This is a genomic window from Rhizobium mayense, from assembly GCF_030272705.1.
In the GTDB taxonomy this organism is placed as follows: Bacteria; Pseudomonadota; Alphaproteobacteria; order Rhizobiales; family Rhizobiaceae; genus Rhizobium; species Rhizobium mayense.
Window position 1 is genome coordinate 210,706 of sequence record NZ_JARFYM010000003.1, and the last position, 21,984, is coordinate 232,689.

General features: G+C 60.0%; 20 protein-coding genes. 7 read left to right on the forward strand and 13 right to left on the reverse strand.

Features of this window, described 5'->3' with window-relative positions:
- The first annotated feature begins 159 nt into the window (after positions 1-159).
- On the forward strand, positions 160-4,095 hold the full coding sequence (locus PY649_RS06585; RefSeq protein ID WP_285867396.1) for an AAA family ATPase: 3,936 nt from the start codon (positions 160-162) through the stop codon (positions 4,093-4,095).
- Between the two features lie 14 nt (positions 4,096-4,109).
- Here PY649_RS06585 and PY649_RS06590 read toward each other — a convergent pair whose 3' ends face one another.
- From PY649_RS06590 to PY649_RS06610, 5 genes are all read right to left on the reverse strand, one after another.
- Positions 4,110-5,111 carry a 3-oxoacyl-ACP synthase III family protein gene (locus PY649_RS06590; protein ID WP_285867397.1) on the reverse strand — a complete coding sequence of 334 codons (1,002 nt, stop codon included), beginning with the start codon at positions 5,109-5,111 and terminating at the stop codon, positions 4,110-4,112.
- Positions 5,104-6,798, reverse strand: coding sequence for a flavin monoamine oxidase family protein (locus tag PY649_RS06595; RefSeq protein WP_285867398.1), 1,695 nt, complete (start codon positions 6,796-6,798; stop codon positions 5,104-5,106). The genes PY649_RS06590 and PY649_RS06595 overlap by 8 nt, the downstream gene beginning before the upstream one ends.
- A gap of 14 nt (positions 6,799-6,812) precedes the next feature.
- Positions 6,813-8,615: a thiamine pyrophosphate-binding protein gene (locus PY649_RS06600; RefSeq protein ID WP_285867399.1), complete on the reverse strand. Its 1,803-nt coding sequence runs from the start codon at positions 8,613-8,615 to the stop codon at positions 6,813-6,815.
- A gap of 223 nt (positions 8,616-8,838) precedes the next feature.
- Positions 8,839-8,976, reverse strand: a complete 138-nt coding sequence (locus PY649_RS06605; protein ID WP_285867400.1) for a hypothetical protein — start codon at positions 8,974-8,976, stop codon at positions 8,839-8,841.
- Between the two features lie 111 nt (positions 8,977-9,087).
- Positions 9,088-9,696, reverse strand: a complete 609-nt coding sequence (locus tag PY649_RS06610) for a LysE family translocator (protein ID WP_285867401.1) — start codon at positions 9,694-9,696, stop codon at positions 9,088-9,090.
- 110 nt (positions 9,697-9,806) lie between these two features.
- Here PY649_RS06610 and PY649_RS06615 point away from each other — a divergent pair, with 110 nt between their 5' ends.
- Complete coding sequence (locus PY649_RS06615) at positions 9,807-10,268, forward strand: Lrp/AsnC family transcriptional regulator (RefSeq protein WP_285867402.1); 462 nt, start codon at positions 9,807-9,809, stop codon at positions 10,266-10,268.
- 48 nt (positions 10,269-10,316) lie between these two features.
- On the opposite strand, the gene PY649_RS06620 is transcribed toward PY649_RS06615, so the two are convergent.
- From PY649_RS06620 to PY649_RS06640, 5 genes are all read right to left on the reverse strand, one after another.
- Entirely contained in the window at positions 10,317-10,556 is a 240-nt protein-coding gene (locus tag PY649_RS06620) for a hypothetical protein (RefSeq protein WP_285867403.1), read from the reverse strand.
- 148 nt (positions 10,557-10,704) lie between these two features.
- Complete coding sequence (locus PY649_RS06625) at positions 10,705-11,478, reverse strand: amino acid ABC transporter ATP-binding protein (protein ID WP_285867404.1); 774 nt, start codon at positions 11,476-11,478, stop codon at positions 10,705-10,707.
- Between the two features lie 20 nt (positions 11,479-11,498).
- Positions 11,499-12,653: an amino acid ABC transporter permease gene (locus PY649_RS06630; protein ID WP_285867405.1), complete on the reverse strand. Its 1,155-nt coding sequence runs from the start codon at positions 12,651-12,653 to the stop codon at positions 11,499-11,501.
- Position 12,654: 1 nt separating this feature from the next.
- Positions 12,655-13,845 carry an amino acid ABC transporter permease gene (locus PY649_RS06635; RefSeq protein ID WP_285867406.1) on the reverse strand — a complete coding sequence of 397 codons (1,191 nt, stop codon included), beginning with the start codon at positions 13,843-13,845 and terminating at the stop codon, positions 12,655-12,657.
- A gap of 96 nt (positions 13,846-13,941) precedes the next feature.
- The gene (locus PY649_RS06640) at positions 13,942-14,967 is read right to left on the reverse strand and encodes an amino acid ABC transporter substrate-binding protein (RefSeq protein WP_285867407.1); all 1,026 of its coding nucleotides are present in this window, start codon (positions 14,965-14,967) and stop codon (positions 13,942-13,944) included.
- A 363-nt stretch (positions 14,968-15,330) separates the two neighbouring features.
- Here PY649_RS06640 and PY649_RS06645 point away from each other — a divergent pair, with 363 nt between their 5' ends.
- Positions 15,331-16,521, forward strand: coding sequence for a cystathionine beta-lyase (locus tag PY649_RS06645; protein ID WP_285867408.1), 1,191 nt, complete (start codon positions 15,331-15,333; stop codon positions 16,519-16,521).
- Here PY649_RS06645 and PY649_RS06650 read toward each other — a convergent pair whose 3' ends face one another.
- Positions 16,522-17,685, reverse strand: coding sequence for an FAD-dependent monooxygenase (locus tag PY649_RS06650; RefSeq protein WP_285867409.1), 1,164 nt, complete (start codon positions 17,683-17,685; stop codon positions 16,522-16,524).
- 28 nt (positions 17,686-17,713) lie between these two features.
- Positions 17,714-17,959, reverse strand: coding sequence for a zinc-finger domain-containing protein (locus PY649_RS06655; protein WP_285867410.1), 246 nt, complete (start codon positions 17,957-17,959; stop codon positions 17,714-17,716).
- Positions 17,960-18,159: 200 nt separating this feature from the next.
- Here PY649_RS06655 and PY649_RS06660 point away from each other — a divergent pair, with 200 nt between their 5' ends.
- Complete coding sequence (locus PY649_RS06660; RefSeq protein ID WP_285867411.1) at positions 18,160-18,945, forward strand: alpha/beta fold hydrolase; 786 nt, start codon at positions 18,160-18,162, stop codon at positions 18,943-18,945.
- A gap of 6 nt (positions 18,946-18,951) precedes the next feature.
- On the opposite strand, the gene PY649_RS06665 is transcribed toward PY649_RS06660, so the two are convergent.
- A complete protein-coding gene (locus PY649_RS06665) occupies positions 18,952-19,752 on the reverse strand; it encodes an enoyl-CoA hydratase-related protein (protein WP_285867412.1) in 801 nt (266 codons plus the stop codon).
- Between the two features lie 76 nt (positions 19,753-19,828).
- On the opposite strand from PY649_RS06665, the gene cysE reads away from it, so the two are divergent.
- The 3 genes from cysE (at position 19,829) to PY649_RS06680 (ending at position 21,811) form a co-directional block, all read left to right on the forward strand.
- Positions 19,829-20,692, forward strand: coding sequence for a serine O-acetyltransferase (gene cysE, locus PY649_RS06670; RefSeq protein ID WP_285867413.1), 864 nt, complete (start codon positions 19,829-19,831; stop codon positions 20,690-20,692).
- A gap of 128 nt (positions 20,693-20,820) precedes the next feature.
- Positions 20,821-21,024 (forward strand): DUF3126 family protein, encoded by a 204-nt coding sequence (locus tag PY649_RS06675; protein ID WP_104822967.1) that lies wholly within the window; start codon positions 20,821-20,823, stop codon positions 21,022-21,024.
- Positions 21,025-21,442: 418 nt separating this feature from the next.
- Complete coding sequence (locus PY649_RS06680) at positions 21,443-21,811, forward strand: phasin family protein (protein WP_285867415.1); 369 nt, start codon at positions 21,443-21,445, stop codon at positions 21,809-21,811.
- Positions 21,812-21,984: the final 173 nt, after the last annotated feature.

Consider the following 21,984-nt stretch of genomic DNA (forward strand, 5'->3'; position numbering starts at 1 on the left):
GCTTATTGCCGACTGGCGCGCGACGGATTTACATAGGAGAGGGCACCGCCACGGCGCCGTAGCCAGGCGGACCTGTTGCCCACGACGGGCTCACAGGCGTGGATTGGTTCGCAAATTTGCGTTACTCTGAGCCTTCGGGGAAAGGGTTGGGGGCCCCCTATGTCGGATAGGAGCTTGCTTGAGGCACGGCTGATCGAGAGTTTCGCGCCACCGCCGCTGAGGCTCTTTGGCAAAGAGCCCTCCATAGCGCCGGATCGCCGCATGGCACTGCTGTGGCTGGACGTCGTCGGCTTCACCCGGATTACAACGCATTTTCTTGCGCGGGGACCCGCCGGCATTGAAAATCTGGCCAACCTGCTGGAACTGCATTTCGCCGGGCTTATCGACATGATCGTCGCCCATGGCGGCGAGCCGTTGATGTTTGCGGGCGATGGGCTGCTTGCCGGCTGGCCGTGCGCTGGCTCGACCCCTCATGAGGCTCTTCTACGCGCGGCGGCGTGCGCCCAGCAAATTCTTGCGGCGTCGCGTGGTGCCTTGCCTTCGGGAGAGCCGATCGAACTCCATGCCGTGCTCGCCTTCGGGCAGTGCCATACCGCCGAGATCGGAACCGGGAGCCTGCGGCTCCACGTGACCGTGGGAAACGGGCTCGCCGATTTGCAGGAGGCAAGCGCCACACGGGCCAAGGGACAGTTGCTGGTTTCGGCCGCCGCACGTTCGATCCTCGGTGATGCGGCGACCGTGCGATCGGCCGGCCGCGACGCGATCGTCCTGACGTCATTACGCGGTGCACCCGACCCGACGCCATTGGCCATTCCGCCGCTGACTTCGGAAGCACGCGAACGCCTGGCCGGTCTTGTACCGCTCCCCGTTGCACTCCGCCTCGACGGCAGGCTTCTCGATTGGACCGCCGAACTCAGGCGCATTTCGGTCGTGTTCGTGGCCCTGCCTCGGCTGGATCACGCTTCGCCCGACATTTTATCCCGGCTGGAGTCGATCGTAGCCGCAATCGCGCCAGAGGTCCTTGAGCAAGACGGGTTTATACAGCAACTCCGAGTAGACGAGCGCGGTGCAAACCTCGTCATCGTTTTCGGGATTCCGCCTGTTGCGCACGCGGATGATCCCGTGCGGGCGGTCCGATGTGCCGTCGACATGCGTGATGCGCTGCGCGCTATAGGCCAGCCCAGCAGTATCGGCGTCGCAACGGGGACGGCCTTTTGCGGATTGATCGGAAACGATGTCTTCCGCGCCTGGACCACCTACAGCGAAGCGGTCAATCTTGCCGCCCGGCTCCAGGGGTTGCAGCAAGGCACGATCCAGTGCGACGAAGCCACGGTCCGCGGGGCGCAGGATGCCATATCCTTCGTTCCGATCGGTCACAGCCAAGTGCGTGGATTGGATCTCAATGTCCCCGTCTGGACACCCAGGCGGCAGGATCGCGCCGAGCTCGACGAACTGATGCATGGACGTGAGCGCGAACTCAAGCGCATTCTGAGCGCCCTGGAAGATGCGGCGCAGTCCGGCAATTCTCGATTTGTCATCGTCGAGGCGGAATCCGGGATGGGTAAATCACGCCTGCTGGCGGAGTTGCATCATCGCCTGGCGACCGAGCGATCCACGACCTTGGGCGGCATCGCGGACCGGATCGAGCGTCACGTTCCTTATCGAGGCTGGCGAGGCGTGCTTACCCAACTGCTCGGTCTCGATGCCAAACAGCCGGAGTCACAGCGGCGTGCAGCCGCCTTGAACGCGCTCAGCCCGGAGCTCGCGCCTAGCGCGGCACTCCTGAACGCCGTCTTGCAACTCGATTTTCCCGAAACGGCCGAATTGGAAGCGATGAGCGCGCCCCAGCGCACGGAGGCCCGGCTCGATTTGCTGGTTTCGCTTCTCCGGCGTGCCGCTTGCGGTGGCTCGTTGCTGGTGACAATCGACGACGCCCAATGGCTGGATGACGAGAGTTGGACACTGGCGACGAAGGCCGTTCGTGCCGTGCGCGGTCTCTGTCTGGTGATGGCCATGCAGCCGATGGAGGAGGACGCGCGGATAGAAACGCTGTCGGACGGCGGCGCGCTGCGACTGAAGCTGGAAGGGCTATCGGATGAAGAACAGGACGGGCTGGCGCTGACCCGACTCGGCGCCGAACGCATTGCGCCGGATCTGGCGAACCTGCTGCATGCTCGCGCCCGAGGGCATCCATTTTTCTGTCTTGAACTGGCCCGGGCGCTCCATGACGAAGGCTTGATCGACGTGGTGGACGGCACCTGTCGTATCGCGCAACATCTGGCCGACGATCGCTTGCCTCTGCCGGATTCGATTCATGCTGCAGTGGCGCGCCGCATCGACCGTCTCGATCTTGAAAGCCAGGTGACCCTCAAGGTCGCAAGCGCCGCGGGCCTGCGTTTTCCGACCGCCCTTGTGGCCGCTGTACACCCCACCGCGAACGCCGAACAGGCGGTCGTCGGCCGTCACCTGGCGATGCACCACCGTGCGGGCATGCTGCAGCCGGACCACATCGACGAATTGGACGGCTATAGCTTTTGTCATGGCATTATGCGCGATGTTGCCTATGAGCTGATGCTCTACGGGCAGCGCAAGCAATTGCACAAGGCAATCGCCGACTGGTATGAACAAAACAGCGCCCTCGACATGTCACGCTTTTACGCGTTGCTCGCGCATCACTTGGAGGCGGCAGGCGAACCGGTACGGGCGGTTCACTATCTCAGGCTCGAAGCCGAGCGTGTTTTTGGTCTGGGATTCGTGCGGCAATCCCTTTCGATCGGTCTGCACGGTGCGGCCCTTCTCGGCTCCGAAGTACCGGCCGATGGCGCGGGGCTCCAAAAGGCGATCGGCCAGGAGATGGAGCAGATCGCTGCGCTGCTCGGCGACAGGCAGCCGGCAGATCTCATCGACCTGCCGCAACTGCAGGACGAACATGTCGCTAGCCTCGTGCCGCTATTGCTGAGCATCGCGCCCTACGCCTACCAAAGTCAGCAACCCGAACTGTTCGCGCTGCTCGGGGCGAGATGTCTGCGCCTGACGCTTGCTCACGGCCAGGCCGTTTTCACGCCCGATGTCTACGCGATGTATTCGGTTGTCCATGCGGCGATGACGGGCGACCGGCGGACGGGTGCGGCATGGAGCGATCTGAGCCTGCAACTACAACCCCGCGTCAAAGGCGCGAGCTTTGCCCGCTGCGCCTTTATCAATGTGTGGTTCCACAATCATTGGGTCGGAACGCTGGAAGACGGAATTGCGCGAGCAAAGGCGGGCGCCGAAGCCGGCCTCGCGAGCGGCGAAATCGTCTACGGCTGCTTCAATCTCACAACGGTCGTCGTTCTGCTCGCTGCGGCTGGCCGGCCCATCGACGAGGTCATCTCGACCGGTACCGCGCATCTCGCGCGGAACGGCGGTCGGGTGCGCAATTCCGCCTTCACGCTGCTGCTGGAACTGCAATCCGCCCGCGCGCTTGCCGGCAAAACCCGCGCGTTCGACCAGCTTTCCGATGCGACAATGGACGAGGAGACTGAGTTCGCAACCATGCTCCAATCGCGGTTCAGCAATCAGGTTGCCGGTTATTACACGGCGAAACTGCGCTTGGCTGCACTTGGCGGGGACTGGCGAAGCGCTCTCTCATGGGCAGAACAGGCGCGTGTCCTGCTGCCGTTTTTCGCCGGACAACCCTCGGAAGTCGTGCTTGTGCACTATCACGGAGCTGCGGCGCTGGCACTTGCCGCCTTCGGCTCCCCGGAGGACGCTCAGGCATTACGCGCTGAGGGATGGGACTGCGCGGACCAGATGCGCAATTGGGAAGCCTTGAACGAGGCCTGGCTCAGCCCCAAGGCGGATATTCTCGAGGGGCTCCTCGAGGCGGGCGCCGGCCAAATCGCGGCGGCGCAGAGGCTTCTGCGCGCCGCGGCGGAGCGCGCCGCAGAAACGGGCCACTTGGAAGACCGCGCCTTCGCTTTGGAATGCCTGGCCAGGGTGCAACAAACGGCCGGCGAAATCCCTAGCGCGCTCCCCGAGGCGCTGGCGGCATACCGGGCGTGGGGCGCTGAAGGCAAGCGCGAACGCCTCGCCTGCGAGTTCGGCGCAGCCTGAATACCAACTATGGTTCACACCACTCGCCGCAACAGTACGGCGTGCGCATGCAAGTCGAGGCCGAGCGCCAGGAGCATGACATAGGGTGTCTCTATGTCCTCTTCGCGAGCAGCCAGCGTCACGGCAATGCTGGCTACGGTCATGTTCCCGAAATCCTTGATGGTGCTGAGCGCCGGCCTGGTCTTCAGCACGTCGGCCCAGGCGTCCAGCAGGAGTGTCGACGCCTGATGACCGATGAGGGTGATATCGCCGCCGGAAAGCCCCTGGCGCTGCAACAACTGCTGTGCCGAAATCGCAGCGGTTCTACCGCCGAAAGACTTGAAGTCGTTGTAACCGTCCTGGGTCATGTGGAAATAGGGACCGCTATATTCCTGGTTCTCCGGCTGCCCGTTCGTCTTGATGGGATCACCGCTGACGAACATCGCACCATAAAGATCAGATCTGACAAGAGCCTGCTGATCCTGAACGATCCAGCGCACACCGGCTGATGCACAGCCGAGCACTGCCGCCCCTGCGCCGTCACCGGCGCTTACCGACGCGCCCTGGTTATAGTCGACGGCGCGTGTCCAATCACCGCCGGCGACCACGAGAATTCGCCGGGCCCGCCCGACCTTCAGCAGCGCATCGGCAATAACGAGCGACTCTGTGAAGTTGGAAAAGTCATTTCCGAGCGGCAGCGGCATGGCTCGCTCCGGGAGACCGAGACGCGCGTGCAACTCTCCCAGATCGCTCGGTACGATATAACGGCTGAGCGACGCGCAGCCCATCAGCAGATCGATATCGGCCGCCGCCACGCCCGCATCGATCATCGCCTTCTCGGCCGCAGCCTCCATGATAGAGACAAGCGATTCGTCGGGTCCCAATACATGCCGCCGCTCGAATCCTTGGAACAGCGCCAAGATCTCCTTTTGCGAGCTGTTGCTCTTCAGCGCATCGAAGATGGGATCGTCGTTGAGCCGGACCAGCGGCGGTACCTGATAGCCCAGCCCGATGATGCCGATACTGTTCTCAACCATCCTGCCACTCGCCTTTCGGTACACCGAGCCGCTGCTGCAGGACGATCTCGGCCGTCTGCAGGGCTCCTTCTGCCCATGTTTGATTGGTTGAATATGCCTCCCCACAGATGTAGCAGGGGAAATCGTCGACCGGCTGAGTCATACGTGTGAGCATGACATCCGAACGGACGTTGACGTTCCAAAGATGGACCCCGCCGCCGAAGGGATCGCGCGACCAGTCCATATAGGCGGCATCGATGGGCTCCGGCGCGCTGTCCTTGCCGTGCATCTGCATGAGCTCGCGATGGAGCTCGTTCACCATCGGCTTGGTGGCCGGATGCTGTGTCCAGTTCTCAGCGAGCCGCTTGGCGAAGGGATCGGCCGATTCCGCTGTCATTTCGGCCGCCTTTCGCTTGAACATCGGCCAATGGTGGCCTGGGCTTCTCAAGCTAAGCGGCAGGCCGGCCTTGTGGACTTCCGCGCGCCTGTCCAGTCCTTCCCAGAAACCGACGTTCAAGAGATCGTCGTACACCATGATAAGGCCTGGTTCGTCCCGCTTCGGAATGGTTGTCCCCTGCGGCCCGGCAGGCCAGTAGTAGCACTGCCGGATGGGCATGTCGGTGAGAGAGCGGCCGGAACTGACCCCCGAATCCTGCCACCAGCAGTTCGGATAGAGCAGGAAGCACTTGAACAACGGGATCGGAGCAACGGAGGCGAGGTCCTGCCGGAATTGGGTATTCGCCGGGCCAAGGACCTCGCCTTCCGGATCCAGCAGTTCGATAGAGCGCCGCGGCATGGCGAGCACGATGGCGCGCGCCGTCTTTGTCGTACCGTCCTGGAACCGCAGCGTGATGCCCTTGGAGCCGTCGTCGAGCGTGGTGCCGGCGAAACCGGCAAGCCATTGCTGAAATTGGATCTCGCCGCCGGCGGCCTGGAAGCGGCTCTGAAGCTCCCATGGCACCGTCTCGTAGCCGCCGTTGACCATGCGGTAGCTGACGTTCGGGGTGAAATCGAAATATTCGGCGGTCAGGTCGAGGGCGTTGGTGTTTCCGCCGAGGCAGTCGTACCCGACAGTCGCCCGGGCGGCCGCATATCCGTCCGCACTCATACCCTTGGCAAGCAGGTTCCACAGGCCGTGCTGCCACAATGGCAATCCATCGACCATGACGGTTTCAAGATATTGGCGCAGTGTTCCGGCATTGAGATGCGCCATGAGGTCAGGCATCAGCCGTGTCAGAACGCGTCCGATCAGCCCTGCGGGACTTCCCCCCGTTCCCGCGGCCAGCCATGCCGCTTCCGCCGGATCGAGCCAGAAGGGCAGCGCTGCCGCATTGCCGAGGTCGCTGGTGCGCAGGAGCTTCCCGCGCAGGAAGGCAATATTGCCGGGAAGATCGACGACCTGCTCATGCCATGGCAGTTTCAGCACGCACTCGACCAGGCTGGTAACGAGGGTCTGTGCCGGGGCGACATAGCGCATGCCGCCGACCTCTGCGGTCGTGTCCGGCATATGCGGCGAGCGAGCCGAAAGCAGCCGCCCGCCTATGCGTTCGCTTCCTTCGAAGAGAGCGACCTTGAGTTTTCCGCGAGCAGCTTCCCAACCCGCAAGCTTGGAGCCGGTCAGCCGCGATGTCAGCAGCCGCCAGCCCGTATAGATGCCACTTATCCCACCGCCGACGATAGCAACGTCGACGTCCGGCAATGTATCCATGAGTTCCCCCTCCCTCAGTCGACCTTCTTTTGCCAGTAAGGCGCGCTCCAGTATGGAGGCGCGGCCTTCGGGTCGATATGCGCCACAATCACCTGCGGCCGTCCGTTTTGGGCGCCATCCATGATCTTGCCCCATGAATCTCGAAGGTCTGCGGGCTTACCGACATCGACCGCATCGGCGCCGAGCCCTTCCGCCACCTTTATGAGATCGGTCGCTCCAAGGCTGTAGGCCTCGTCGAAACTGCCGTCGCTCGGGAACATCATTTCCATGCCCTGCGCCACCATTTTCAGATCGTCGTCCTTCAGAACGATCCAGATGGCGCCCACCTTGTGCGCGGCGGCGGTGGAGATCTCGCCGAGCTGCATCAGAAATGCTCCGTCCCCGACCAGGGCAACGGCAAGGCGATCGGGCCGTCCCAGCCTGGCGCCAATCACACCGCAGACGCCAAAGCCCATCGGGCCCATTGCCAGTGCGCTGTGGAATTCCTGCCCGCGGTCGACGATAAGGGAGTGCAGTCCCCAGCCGACGCAATTGCCGCAATCGATGAAAATGAAGGTATCGTCCGGCAGCAATTCGTTGAGCGTCCGGCAAAGGGCGGCAGGCTGCAGCGGAGCGCCCTCCGAATTGTAGCTTTCAGGCGACGAAAACGGCGAATGGTCCTTCTTGATTTCGGCGATCTCGGCCGCTCGCGCGGCGACAACCGCTGGGTCGGCCGGCCACGCCGGAGCCTGATCCCAGACGGCTCGGATGAAGGCACCGGCCTCCGCGACGATCCCGTCGGTGACGGGGAAACCGCGTCCGATCATCGACTGGTCGATATCGACCTGGATGAACGGGCCGTCCGGCACCAGCATCGGGTTCCACCGATAGGTCGCAAGCTCGCCGAGCGACGAGCCCACGACGAGCAGCGCATCATGGGCGGCAGCGGAGCCCTGGCCGATCATCCAATATTGCGGCCATTGGCATCCGGCAAATCCATAGGCGCGAAACGACAGGTCGTGCGTCTCGGGAAAGACGCCCTTTCCGTCCGACGTCGTCATGACCGGAACTTGCCACCACTCCGCCAGACACCGAAGCGCATCGGCCGTGCCGGAATCCCGCACCGCCTCGCGGCAGCCGTTGCCAAGCAGGATCAGAGGCCGTTTCGCAGTCGACAGCACCTCCAGCACGCGTCGAACGCCCTCCGCCGGCGCGACGCCCCTCGGCAGCGTGCGATAGTTCGAGGGGTGAGCAGGCGGTCGCGGCGCTACGATTTGATAGGGGTCTTCGTCATCGATTGTTGCCGAAGCAACGTTGTCGGAAATGCCCAGACGCACAGCGCGCCGCGGAATTGACAGCATGTCGCGCAGCGCCTGTTCGATAACGATCGGCGCGCCGGCCGCAGCTGCGATATCGGCGCTGTAACGCGTTCCCGCGGCGTAGATATCACGAATATTGAGCCCGCAATCGGTGCCCTCCTGAAGATAGCCGCGGCCAAGGAAATTTTGCGGCACCTCGCCGGTGAGCGTAATGACGGCGGAACCGCCGAAATACGCATTCATCGTGCCGGTCAGCGCATTGGTGGCGCCGGGGCCGCTGGTGACGAGCACCACACCGGGCTTGCCGGTTGCGCGAAAATAACCATCGGCCATGTAGGCGGCAGCGGACTCCTGTCGGCACACGACATAGGTGAATTCGGGGCGTTCCTTGACCCTCTCCAGCAAATGCGCGATGCCGGCGCCCGGAACGCCGAACATCAACGTCGCACGTTCGAGAACCAGATAGTCGAGAAGCTGGTCGGCAACAGTGCCGCCTTGCGAAGACGTAGATGCAGCCATCGTCATGAACTCCGCTTCATCGTGAGATAATGGCAGAAGAGCTATGAATGCGATTTCAGGTGACTGTATTTGCGGATGCTGATGCTACTCGCAGGCAAGTAACTCATCGTGCCTGAGGCCAGTCTTTATGTCGAGTAGCTAAAATAAGTAAGGCTGTGGATACGTTGACTGAAATCTGCCGATCACGACCGCTCTTGCCTTTCGGACTGCCAAAACGAGTGGCTCAATGCGTCTCCGCGGGCCAACCAACGGCATCGGCAGGTCTGGTGGCGTTTATGGCCATGTCGATCAGGTTATATCCGGTTATTGCACCGATCAATTTTATGATGATGACCGCCACGCTCAGAAGCGCAAGCGTCATGATTATCTTGTCGTGTTTATCCACAGCCCGTTCCCCAACGCCTTGTAAAATCTGCGTTTTGCGCAGTTGGCGGCAGTATATCGAGTCTGTTGCGGAGTGCTATGGGCTTGTTCAAGTGGCCAATCTGCCCGCAGCTACGAGTAAAAGCCCGCCGGCTATTCTTTCGATCCATCTTCGGCGACGATCGTTGAGGCTGCCATGGGTCCCGACCGCTGCGACCACGAAACTGAGGATGGTGTAGACGATGCTGCACAATCCGATGAAGATCGCCGAGAGGGCGCATGCTTGCAGCGCGATGTTTCCTTGGTGCTGCATGAATTGCGGCAGGATAGCGAAGTAGATCATCATGCCTTTGGGATTGAGAAAGGCTGTCAGGAAGCCTCTTTGAAGCTGGTTTGCACGACCTCCCGTCGGAAGCCTGATACCGCCGGCTTTCATCGATGATTTGATGAGCTGGAACGCAAGATAGAGGAGATAGGCGACGCCCAGCCAGCGAAGAGCCGTGAAGAGTGTGGGCGAGGCTGCGATGATGGCGGCAAGGCCAAGCGCCACAAGAGTCGAGTGCACCATATAGCCGATGCATACTCCTGCCGTTGAGCGTAGTCCGGCAGAGGCGCCGCCCGATAGCGTTTGCGATGCGACGAACAACATATCCGGACCTGGGGTGCAGATCAGCGGCAGGACCGTGGCTGCGAAGAGAAGCAGTGCTGTGTTTTCCATAATTGGCATCGTAGAAGCAAAAGCGGGCAATGAGGTTGCGAATACACCAATTTTGTCGGAATAATTGGCATTAAAATTCCGATTGATCGAATTATTGATAGGGAATGCCAATGCGGCTGGATGAGATTGATAAGCGCATATTACGGGCCTTGCAGCGCGACGGGCGGCTCCAGAACATCGAGCTGGCAAGGGAAGTGGGCCTGTCTCCGTCGCCCTGTCTGCGGCGGGTCAAGCTCCTCGAGGAGGCCGGCATCATCGACCGTTATGTAGCGGTACTCAACCCGGTGAAGGCCGGATTGCCGCTCTCCATGTTCGCACGCGTCTGGCTGACGGCCCAGGACGCGGAAACCATCGATCATTTCATGGAAGCGATGAAGAAACTGCCGCAGGTGATGGAGTGCTACATCATGCTTGGAGAAAGCGATGCTTTATTGCGAGTCGTCGTCGCCGATCTTGACGACTATCGGCATTTTCAGTCGACACATCTGACGAGGATCAACGGCGTCCAGAATGTCAAGACGGACGTACCGAGCCAGATCGTCAAACAGACCTACGCATTGCCTTTGCGCTGAAGATCGCTGTCCGTCGATATCCGACGCGGCACGTGACGATGCGGTGCGTCAGGCGGCGTTCAGGTCCGCGATTTCGCCGTGCCGTGCTAGGAGGCGAGGGGAGGTCATGTCACCGGTCTCTTCATCGACCATGACCGCATAGGCGGCAACGCCGACGAAACGCGCGGACATGGAGGAGGCGATCTTCTCGGCGCTAGCAGCGCTCGATGCCTGCCGCATCTCTCCGGGAACCAGATTTCCCCGGTTCTTCTTGTAGGGAAGGATAATGAATTTTTCGCCGGATGCCATTGTGTTTGCCCTGATTTGTTCGCACAATGTTCTGGATTGCTCAGGCTGTCAAGATGGTTAACGGCGACGTCGGTCGCATTTATCACATGCACATAAAAAACGCCGGCTGTGTCACAGCCGGCGGGTCTTGATTGCCGAGTTAGCCGGCTTAATGCAGGATCTGGCTCAGGAACAGCTTGGTGCGTTCGTGCTGCGGGTTTTCGAAGAATTCCTTCGGCGAATTCTGTTCGACGATCTGGCCCTGGTCCATGAAGATCACCCGGTTGGCGACCTGACGGGCGAAACCCATTTCGTGGGTGACGCAGAGCATGGTCATGCCTTCTTCGGCCAGACCCACCATGGTGTCGAGCACTTCCTTGATCATTTCCGGATCGAGCGCCGAGGTCGGCTCGTCGAACAGCATGATCTTCGGGTTCATGCACAGCGAACGGGCAATCGCCACACGCTGCTGCTGGCCGCCGGAGAGTTGGCCTGGATACTTCTTCGCCTGTTCCGGGATCTTGACGCGGGTCAGGAAGTGCATGGCGATTTCTTCCGCCTGCTTCTTCGGCATCTTGCGCACCCAGATCGGCGCCAGCGTGCAGTTTTCCAGGATCGTCAGATGCGGGAAGAGATTGAAGTGCTGGAACACCATGCCGACTTCGCGGCGCACTTCGTCGATCTTCTTCAGGTCGTTGGTAAGTTCGACGCCATCGACAACGATCTTGCCCTTCTGGTGCTCCTCCAGGCGGTTGATGCAGCGGATCATCGTCGACTTGCCTGAGCCGGATGGGCCGGCAATGACGATGCGCTCGCCGCGCATGACCTTGAGGTTGATGTCGCGCAGCACGTGGAAATCGCCGTACCACTTGTTCATGTTGATCATTTCGACCGCGACTTCCGTGTCGGAAATGGTCAGTTTTTTGGGTTGGGCTTCAGCCATATTGTTACTTCCCTCAATTCTTATCGTTTGTGGCCTGTGTCGAGATGGCGCTCCACAAAACCTGAATAGCGCGACATGCCGAAGCAGAACAGCCAAAAAATGAAGCCGGCGAAGACCAGGCCCGTAATCGGCGTCACGGCGCTTGCCCAATTTGCGTCGGAGAAGTTCTGGCGAACGATGCCGAGCAGATCGAACATGCCGATGATCGCCACTAGCGACGTGTCCTTGAACATCCCGATATAGGTGTTGACGATGCCGGGAATGACCAGCTTGATGGCCTGCGGCAGCACGATTAGCCGCATTTTCTGCCAGTAGCCGAGGCCGAGCGAATCAGCCCCTTCGAACTGGCCTTTGGGCACGGCCTGGAGACCGCCGCGGATGACTTCGGCCATGTAGGCCGAGGTGAAGATGGCGACACCGACTATCGCGCGAAGCAGCTTATCGACCGTCCAGCCCTGCGGCATGAACAAGGGCAGCATGTAGCTTGCCATGAACAATACGGTGATCAAGGGCACGCCGCGGATGACCTCGATGAAGATCACGCACAGCATGCGAACGACGGGCATTTTCGAGCGGCGTCCGAGCGCAAGCAGGATGCCGAATGGAAAGGAGACCGCGATCCCGACGAAGGAAAGGACCAGGGTCACCAGTAGGCCGCCCCATCTTTCCGTTTCCACGATATCGAGGCCGAAGCCGCCATGGAGCAGGAAGTACGAGACAACCGGCAGTACGAAGAATGCCAGAATTGCGTTCAACCCCTTCCTGGGAACCGACGGTATCAGTAGAGGCACGAATGCCATGATCATCAGGATGGCGACGAGTATCGGCCGCCAGCGTTCCTCCGGCGGATAGAGACCGAACATGAAGATGACGAATTTCGAGCGGACGAAGGCCCAGCAAGCGGCATTCCAGCCATCCGGCTGCGTTCCTCCCTGAACGGTCGTGGCGCAGAATGTGCGATCGGTTCCGTCCCAGACTGCCTGTATGAACAGCCAGTTGACCAGATGCGGGATGGCCCAGGCAAGGAAAGCGGCGGCCAGGATTGTGAGAACGACGTCCTTTGGCGTGGCAAAGAGGTTCTTCTTGCTCCAATGCCACGCGCCTCGTTCGCTGGCGGGTGCCGGCTGCGGCGACAAAAGCCCCTTGCTGACGAAGTGTTGATCAACGTTGGCCATATTATCTCTCCACCAGAGCCATCTTGGCGTTGAACCAGTTCATGAACAGCGACGTTACGACGCTCAGGGCGAGATAGATGACCATCCATATAATGACGACTTCGACCGCTCGGCCGGACTGGTTGAGGATCACGCCGCCGACCGCGACGAGATCTGCATAGCCGATGGCAATGGCGAGCGAGGAATTCTTGATCAGATTGAGATATTGGCTTGTCAGCGGCGGAATGATGATGCGCATTGCCTGCGGAATGACGACAAGCCTGTTGATGGCCGGGGCTCGAAGACCGAGGGCACCGGCCGCTTCCGACTGACCCTTCGCGACGCCGCGAATACCGGCGCGCACGATCTCGGCAATATAGGTTGCCGTATAGAGGGAAAGAGCCAGGAGAAGTGCGATGAACTCCGGTCCGACAACCATCCCGCCGGTCAGGTTGAACTTCCCGGCAACGGGATAGTCGAACGAGAGGGGCATGCCCGTCGCGAAGAAGGTCAGCAACGGCAGGCCGATCAATAGGGCGATCGACACCCAGATCGTATGGAATTGCTGGCCCGTCGCTGCCTGACGCCTATGTGCCCACCGCGCGACGATGAATATCGCTGCGATCGCGACGAGCAAAGCAACACCGACAGCCCACATGCCGGCGCCGAAGATCGGGCTGGGGAAGGCGAGGCCGCGATTGCTGAGATAGCTGGAAAACGGCAGATGGACGGCGTCCCGCGCCTGCGGCAGCAGCACCAGAACGCCGCTGTACCAGAAGAAGATGACGAGCAGCGGCGGGATGTTGCGGAAGATTTCGACATAAGTCTGGGACAGCTTCGCAATCAGCCAGTTGTGCGAAAGCCTGCCGATACCGACGATGAAGCCGACAATCGTTGCGGCGACGATGCCGACCGCTGAAATAAGCATTGTATTGAGCAGGCCGACGAGAAGCGCGTCGATATTGGTAGAATCGCTCGTAAAGGGGATCAGAGCCTGCCCCAGATTGAAGCCGGCGCGGCCTGCGAGGAAGCCGAAGCCGAAGGAGCGGTTCAACGCGCGCAGATTGTCAACCGTATTGGTGACGACGAACCAGCAGATAAACGCGAGAACGAGAACGGTGAGAACCTGATAGAACGCACCCCGGACTTTGGGATTGTTCAGCGCAGATACGGATGCGCTATCGCCATGAGGCGAATTCGTAGTAATTGCCATGCAAAATTTTTCCCCAATGTGCCTGTTTCAGGCTTGTTTTCTTGAGGTGAGAAAGGCGGCCTGCTGCCGCCTCTCTCGAAATTGGCCGTTTGCGGCTTAGCGAACCGGAGGCGCGTACTGAATGCCGCCCTTGTTCCACAGGGCGTTGAGGCCGCGGGCGATCTTCAGCGGGCTGCCTGCGCCAACATTGCGGTCGAAGACTTCGCCGTAGTTGCCGACACCCTTGATGATGTTGTAGGCCCACTCATTGGTCAGACCGAGGTCGGTGCCGATCGTGGAGCCCTGTTCTACGCCGAGAAAGCGCTTGATATCCGGGCTCGGCGAGTTCTTCATCTCATCGACGTTCTTCTGCGTGATGCCGAATTCTTCGGCATTGACGAGCGCATAAGCCGTCCAGCTGACGATGTTGAACCACTGGTCGTCACCCTGGCGAACGGCGGGGCCAAGCGGCTCCTTGGAGATGATCTCGGGCAGAACGACGTTGTCGTCCGGGTTCTTCAGCGTCAGGCGCAGCGCGTAGAGGCCGGACTGGTCGGTGGTGTACACGTCACAACGGCCGGAGTCATAGGCGGTGTTGACTTCCTCGAGCTTGTCGAAAACCACCGGATTGTACTGTAGGTTGTTGGTCTTGAAGAAGTCGGCGAGGTTCAGTTCCGTCGTCGTGCCGGACTGAACGCAAACGGCGGCGCCGGAGAGTTCCAGAGCCGACTTTACGTTCAACTCCTTGCGAACCATGAAGCCCTGGCCGTCAAAATAGGTGACGGGACGGAACTTAAGGCCCAGCGCGGTATCGCGGTTGATCGTCCAGGTGGTATTGCGCGAAAGCACATCGATTTCGCCGGACTGCAGCGCAGTGAAGCGGTCTTTCGCGCTGAGAGGCGTGTACTTGACTTTGGTGACGTCACCAAAGACGGCCGCGGCGACAGCCTTGCAGAAGTCGACGTCGAAACCGGCCCAGTTTCCAGACGCATCGGGCTGTGCGAAGCCAAGAAGCCCCGTATTCACCCCGCATTGAATAAAGCCCTTGGCCTTCACATCGCTCAGCGTCGAAGCCGACGCACCCGATGTGGAGTATGCCAAAGCGGCCGCTCCAAGGAATACGGATAGAGCAATCTTTTTCATCTTTCCCAACCTCTGTCTATTGTTTTATACTTAAAGCGTATCGCTCCCGAGCTAGGCTCTCGGAGAACCCTCTTCCTCACTCTCCCGGTGCGAGCAGATCTATCACAGTCGCAAATGCATTTATGGTCAAGACATCGCCCGAATTATTGAGGACAAATTCGGCATTTTCGCCCGCCCTGGACTGAAAATGGGCGCCTGGCATTTATATGGGCGGCATTTTGCCAAAAAACTGCGCGAAAATGAGTGTTGCTTCCATCATTCCGGTATTTTAGCAGGTAGATAGGTGTTTACGTCCGGGGTTGACCCCATCGGGCTTGGCAGCCAAAAATCGAATTCCCCACAGCGCCAAAGGCATACCCACACATGAAAGACAAAGACACATTGCTGCAAAACGCCGGCATCAACACGCGTTTGTCCCACATTGGTAATTCGCCCTCAGATTTCCACGGTTTCGTCAATCCGCCAGTCGTGCATGCCTCGACGGTGCTTTTCCCGAATGCACGGGCGATGGAGACGCGCGACCAGAAATATACCTACGGCACGCGTGGTACGCCGACGACCGATGCGCTCTGCGAAGCCATCGACGCGCTGGAAGGATCGGCGGGAACGATCATCGTGCCATCGGGGCTTGCGGCGCTCACCGTGCCGTTCCTGGCCTTTCTGTCTGCCGGTGATCATGCGCTGATCGTCGATTCGGTCTATGGGCCGACGCGCATCTTCTGCGATACCATGCTACAGCGTCTCGGCGTTGAGATCGATTATTACGACCCGTTGATCGGCGCTGGCATCGAGCAACTGATCAAGCCGAACACCAAGCTGGTGCATACGGAAGCGCCAGGTTCCAACACCTTTGAAATGCAGGATATTTCCGCGATTTCGACGGCCGCTCACCGGCATGGCTGCGTGGTCACGATGGATAACACCTGGGCGACGCCGATTTATTTCAAGCCGTTGGATCATGGCGTCGACATCTCCATTCACGCGGCGACGAAATATCCGGCCGGTCATTCCGATATTCTGCTGGGAACGGTATCCGCCAACGCGGCCCATTGGGAGCAATTGAGGGACGCCAATCTCCAGCTCGGCATCTGCGGTGCGCCGGACGATGCCTATCAGGTGCTGCGGGGTTTGCGCACGATGGGAGTGCGTTTGGAGCGACACCAGGAAAGCGCGCTTGCCATCGCGCAATGGCTTGAGGGACGGGAAGATGTCGCACGCGTGCTGCATCCGGCGCTGCCGAGCTTTCCGAGCCACGAGCTTTGGAAGCGCGACTTCAAGGGCGCGAGCGGCATCTTCTCTTTCGTGCTGGCTGCCGGCAGCCCGGATAAATTCAAGGCCAAGGCGCATGCCTTCCTCGATGCGCTCCGGATTTTCGGCCTCGGCTATTCCTGGGGCGGCTTCGAGAGCCTTGCGGTGCATGTCTATCTCGGCGACCGGCGCATCGCCAAGGCGCCGACGGAAGGACCGGTCCTGCGCCTGCAGATCGGACTTGAGGACGTCGTCGATATCAAGGCCGATATCGAAAAGGGCCTCGCTGCGGCGAGGGAAGTCTGATCAGCCAGTGGCTTGGTAGCCGTAGACCCAATCCAGGTCCGCCGCGAGACTTTGCGGCGGACGCACGGATAGAACAAGATCGCGGGCCAGCCGCACCGGTCCGCGGGCATGATAGGCAAATTGATTGAAGGCAGCGCGCTGGCGCAGGCGCGCGATGCGCGGCATGCGGTGTTTTTCGAAGAGATCGAGCGCTTCGGCAAGGGGGCGTGACGCCACCATGCCGGCGAGTTCGAAGGCATCCTCGATCGCCATGGCAGCACCCTGCGCCGCAAACGGCATCATCGCATGGGCCGCATCGCCGATTAACATGACGTCCTTGCCATTGTGCCAACGGCCGGCGCTCACTTGATAGAGCGGCCAGAAGGTGGCTTCCTTCTGTTGTTCCAGCAGTCCCGTTATGGCACCGTTCCAGCCTGAGAAGCCCCGCAGGAGATGCTCGCGTTGGGCCCTGGTGCCGGCGGCGCTCCAATCATGGCTCGTACTGCTTCCGGAAATGATCGCCACGATATTGAAAGCGGCATTTTCCTTGATCGGATAGCTGATGAGATGTGCCGAAGGGCCGAGAAACGCGGTCACGCTTGTTCTGTCGAGGGTTCTCGGCGCCAGAGCCTCGGGAATGGTGAAGCGCCAGGCGATATTGCCGGAAAAATGCGGCGAAGGCCCGCTAGATACCAGCGTGCGCACCTTCGACCAGACGCCATCGGCACCGACGATCAGATCCGCACTCTCACCAATGGCCGCATCAAGCGCTTGTCGGTTCGTTGCGTCGATAGGCCGGCCGAGATGCAGGGTGCAGAGTGGGTCGACGATCACGGCATCGAGAAGCACTTTTTGCAGCGTCGCGCGATGAAGGGCGCCGTAGGGGGAGCCCCAACGTTCTCTGGCGAAGCTGCCGCAGGGCACCGATGCAATCACCCGCAAGGATGAACCGGAGACAAGGCGCACCTCTTCTGGCTCCAGCCATACAGGCCGAAGGGCGTCGAGCACGCCGAGCGTGTCGAGAATGCGGGATGCATTGGGCGAAATTTGCAGGCCGGCGCCGACCTCGGTCAGCGCTTCAACCTGTTCGAAAATAATGGCGCGAACGCCATGTCTCGCCAGCGCCAGCGCCGCCGTGAGGCCGGCTATTCCGGCGCCAATGATCGCGGCGGTTTTGATCGGCATTAGTTATGTCCGATCCGGTCTCAGGATATCAGGCAGCCTTGAAATGGAAGACGCAGCCGGGCGGATTGGTTTCGTCCGCCTTCAGCGACGGATTGTAGCGATAGAGCGTCGAGCAATAGGAGCAGACCTTCTCGCTTTCATCGCCCATATCGATGAAGATGTGCGGATGGTCGTAGGGGACGGAGGCGCCGGTGCACATGAATTCCTTGACGCCGATCTCGATCGCGCGATGTCCGCCGTCGTTCTGGAAATGGGGAATATTGTGGCCGGCCATGATGATCTCCGAATGCGTCTTGCCTTAGATGGCATGAATGTTGCGCCAGACTTGATAGCCCTCTTTATAATCCTTCGTACCGAATGTGTAGTGCGAAAGTCCGGCTTGGCGCACAGATTTTCACAAAGGCGGGGTTCACCTGATATTGCCGATAAAATAAGGTCCGCAACAAAAGAGACCATGTTCACGAAGATCCTGCCATGAATTTGAATAGTCCCACCTTTTCCTATTTCACCCACGACGGGCTGAAACTGGCCTATTTCGACGAGGGCGATCCGAACGGCGCGCCGGCGCTGCTGATTCATGGCTTTGCCTCGACCGCAGTTGCCAATTGGGTCAATCCGGGCTGGCTCAAGTCGCTGGGCGAGGCGGGGTATCGCGTCATCGCCATCGATAACAGGGGTCATGGCTTGAGCGACAAAGCCTATGACGCCGAAGCCTACCGTCCCTGGGTCATGGCCGAGGATGCGGTGGCTCTGCTCGATCATCTCGGCATCCCCGAAGCCCACATCATGGGATATTCCATGGGCGCGCGTATCTCGGCTTTCCTGGCGATCGCCCATCCCGATCGCGTCCGTTCACTGGTATTCGGCGGACTAGGCATCGGCATGGTCGACGGTGTTGGCGACTGGGATCCGATTGCCGATGCGTTGCTGGCGCCATCGGTCGACGACGTCACCCATATGCGCGGCCGGATGTTCCGCGCCTTCGCCGATCAAAACAAGAGCGACCGCATAGCGCTAGCTGCCTGCATCAGAGGCTCGCGCGATCTGGTCGCCAAGGAAGATGTGGCAAAGATCGAGGCACCGACCCTGATCGGCGTCGGCACAAAGGATGACATCGCCGGTTCGCCGCAGGAGCTCGCGGCGCTGATGCCGCATGCCGAAGCGCTGGATATACCGAACCGCGACCACATGCTCGCCGTCGGCGACAAGGTATTCAAACAGGCCGTCCTGGATTTCTACGAACGCCTTACCAATCGATAGGCTGGGTCACTTCCCGGTGAAATGCGGTTTGCGCCGCGCGGCGAAAGCTGCACGGCCTTCGGCATAATCGGCGCTGTCGAAGGTCTCGGTGCCGATTACCTCCGCCTCGCGCAACAGGTCGCTATCCTGTTCGATCACGGCGCGAACCGCCAGTTTCGAGGCATGCAGGGCGATCGGCGCATTGGCGGCAATCGCATGAGCAAGCGCTGAGACTTCGCCGTCGAACGCATCGGCTGCGATCTCTTCCAGCAGGAAGCCGGCCGCGACCATCTTGTCGACCGACATCGGTGCGCCGGTGAAAAGCGTGACCTTGGCCATTTGCGGCCCAAGCGCGTTGACGATGTCCTGCACCGCGTCGGCAGGGTAGGCTATGCCAAGGCGCACGGCCGGCACCGAGAAGCGCGCGCCTTCCTCGGCGACACGCAGATCGCAGGCAGCAGCAATACCGAATCCGCCGCCATAACAGATGCCGCGGATTGCCGCGATCGTCGGCACCCGACAATGGCGGATCGCGGTGAAAGCGTCGCTGTTCAGTGCCTCGTAAACCACAGCGGTTTCGGCATCCTTGCGCAGGCTGTCGAATTCGCTGATATCGGCGCCGGTTGAAAAATCCTGATCCGCACCGCGAATGACGATCACATGCGCATGTGCCTCGTCGGTCAAAACGCGGATGGCCTGCGGTATGGCGCGCCACATTGCCGCGGTAACGGCGTTCTTGCGGCCCGGATTATCGATGGTGAGCGTACCGATGGCGTCGCTACAGGTAGCGCGCAGGAAACCGTTAGCAAAATCATGCTCGAAACTCATGCGCGCCTGACCCATTTATGTTGTCGGACTTTTACTCTATATAATGTTTTACCGACAGGAAATCAGGAGACCGCCAATGGTCGCAGCAACGGACATTCGCCAGGTCGAGGGCTTAGGCTCGGTAAAGGTCGTCGATCCCATTTGGGACAGCGTGCGCGAAGAAGCCCGCGCAGCCGCCGACAGGGATCCGCTTTTGGCCGCCTTCCTCTATTCCACGATCATCAATCACCGGTCGCTGGAAGAATGCGTCATCTATCGCATTTGCGAGCGTCTCGACCATCCGGACATGCAGGGCATCCTGTTGCGCCAGACCTTCGAGGAGATGCTGTTCGATTGGCCGGAATGGGGTGCGATTCTGCGCGTCGACATCCAGGCGGTCTATGACCGCGACCCAGCCTGCCTGCGCTTCATGGAGCCAGTTCTCTATTTCAAGGGCTTCCATGCGCTGCAGACCCATCGTCTCGCGCATTGGCTTCTCAATCGCGGCCGCCGTGATTTCGCGCTCTATCTGCAGAGCCGCTCCTCCAGCGTTTTCCAGACTGATATCAACCCGGCCGCGCGCATCGGCAAGGGCATCTTCCTTGACCATGCGACTGGCCTCGTGGTCGGCGAAACGGCCGTCATCGGCGACAACGTCTCGATCTTGCACGGCGTCACTCTCGGGGGTACCGGCAAGGAAGGCAGCGACCGCCATCCGAAGATCGCCCATGGTGTGCTGATCGGTGCCGGCGCAAAAATTCTCGGCAACATACAGATCGGCCATTGCTCGCGCATAGCGGCCGGGTCGGTGGTGCTGAAGGAAGTGCCGCCGAAGACGACGGTGGCCGGAGTGCCGGCCAAGGTGGTCGGTGAGGCGGGCTGTTCGGAACCATCCCGTTCCATGGATCAGATCCTTGCTGAACAGGTGGTCGTCGACCAGATCATGGGCGCAGGAATCTAAGGAAAAAACCACCTGATTTTCAGGGTTTTGCGCTGATGGTAAGGGCTGAAGGCGCGCTTCCGGCCTTTACACCGCCGCTTTTCCTATGCAAGAAGCGGCCAAGCTGAGAATCCTCACGGAGATGAATTGTGAAGCCCGACGAAATCAAGAAGCTCGACACCTACTTCAAACGCACGTTCAACCCGCAGATGGTGGTCAAAGCCCGCCCGCGTAAGAACGATTCCGCGGAAGTCTACCTTGGCGAAGAGTTTCTGGGCGTCGTCTACATCGACGACGAAGACGGCGACCGTTCCTACAACTTTTCCATGGCCATTCTGGACGTCGATCTCTGATCGACGGCTCGGCCGCCGGGTCGGCGTTACGACCCCTGGTCGATCCTCGGTTTCCAATAAAACTCGTATCAAAGAGCCGCATTTCGCTGAAATGCGGCTCTTTCTTTGAGAAAACGCTCGGAAGTAAGCCAAATGCTCGTTATTTGCGATCGAATTTGGCCGATTTACTGCTGGATTGCGGATTTTTTTATCGAAATCGAATATTTCTCCCGTACCCTAAAGTTGTAGCCCGTTTGATATATTTTAGCAAAAACAGAAGGATGCCATAGCGCCTCCGCTGTGGTCATTCCGGTGTCATCGGAAATGCAATCATAAGAGGATATTGCGTCGCACAAGACTACTTGACTATTTGTGCGTCGCATTTAGATTTGCTCCGGGTAAACCGGCTATCGGCCAACAAGCAAAGGGACGGAGAAACATGTTCAATTTCGATGAAGCGAACAAGAAGGGCAAGGAAGCCATGGACACGGCGCTGAAGAGCTATTCCGATGTCACCAAGAGTTTCCAGGCGATTGCTGCCGAGGCCGCTGAATTTTCCAAAAAGTCGTTCCAGGACGGCGTTACACACTTCGAAACGCTGGCCGGCGTCAAGAGCTTCGAAGCCGCTTTTGAACTGCAGAGCAACTACGTGAAGTCGTCCTATGAAAACTTCGTCGCCGAAGCGACCAAGTTGAGCGAGATGTACGCTGATCTCGCCAAGACCGCTTACAAGCCCTACGAAGCCCCGGTTGTCGCTGCCACGAAGGCCGCCAGCAAGGCCGCTGCTTCCGTCGCACCTGCTGCATAAGCGCTTCGCTTCAGGACAGTGATTCCAGAGAGACCGGCTGCGCGACGCGCGGCCGGTCTCTTGCGTTTCCGATCGCCGATATCAGTCTGATCGCAGCCACGACTTTTTTGATGACAGTCCCCTTTGGCAACGAATTGTGATTGCAGTGTCTGGCAGGGGGCTTAAAATCGCAC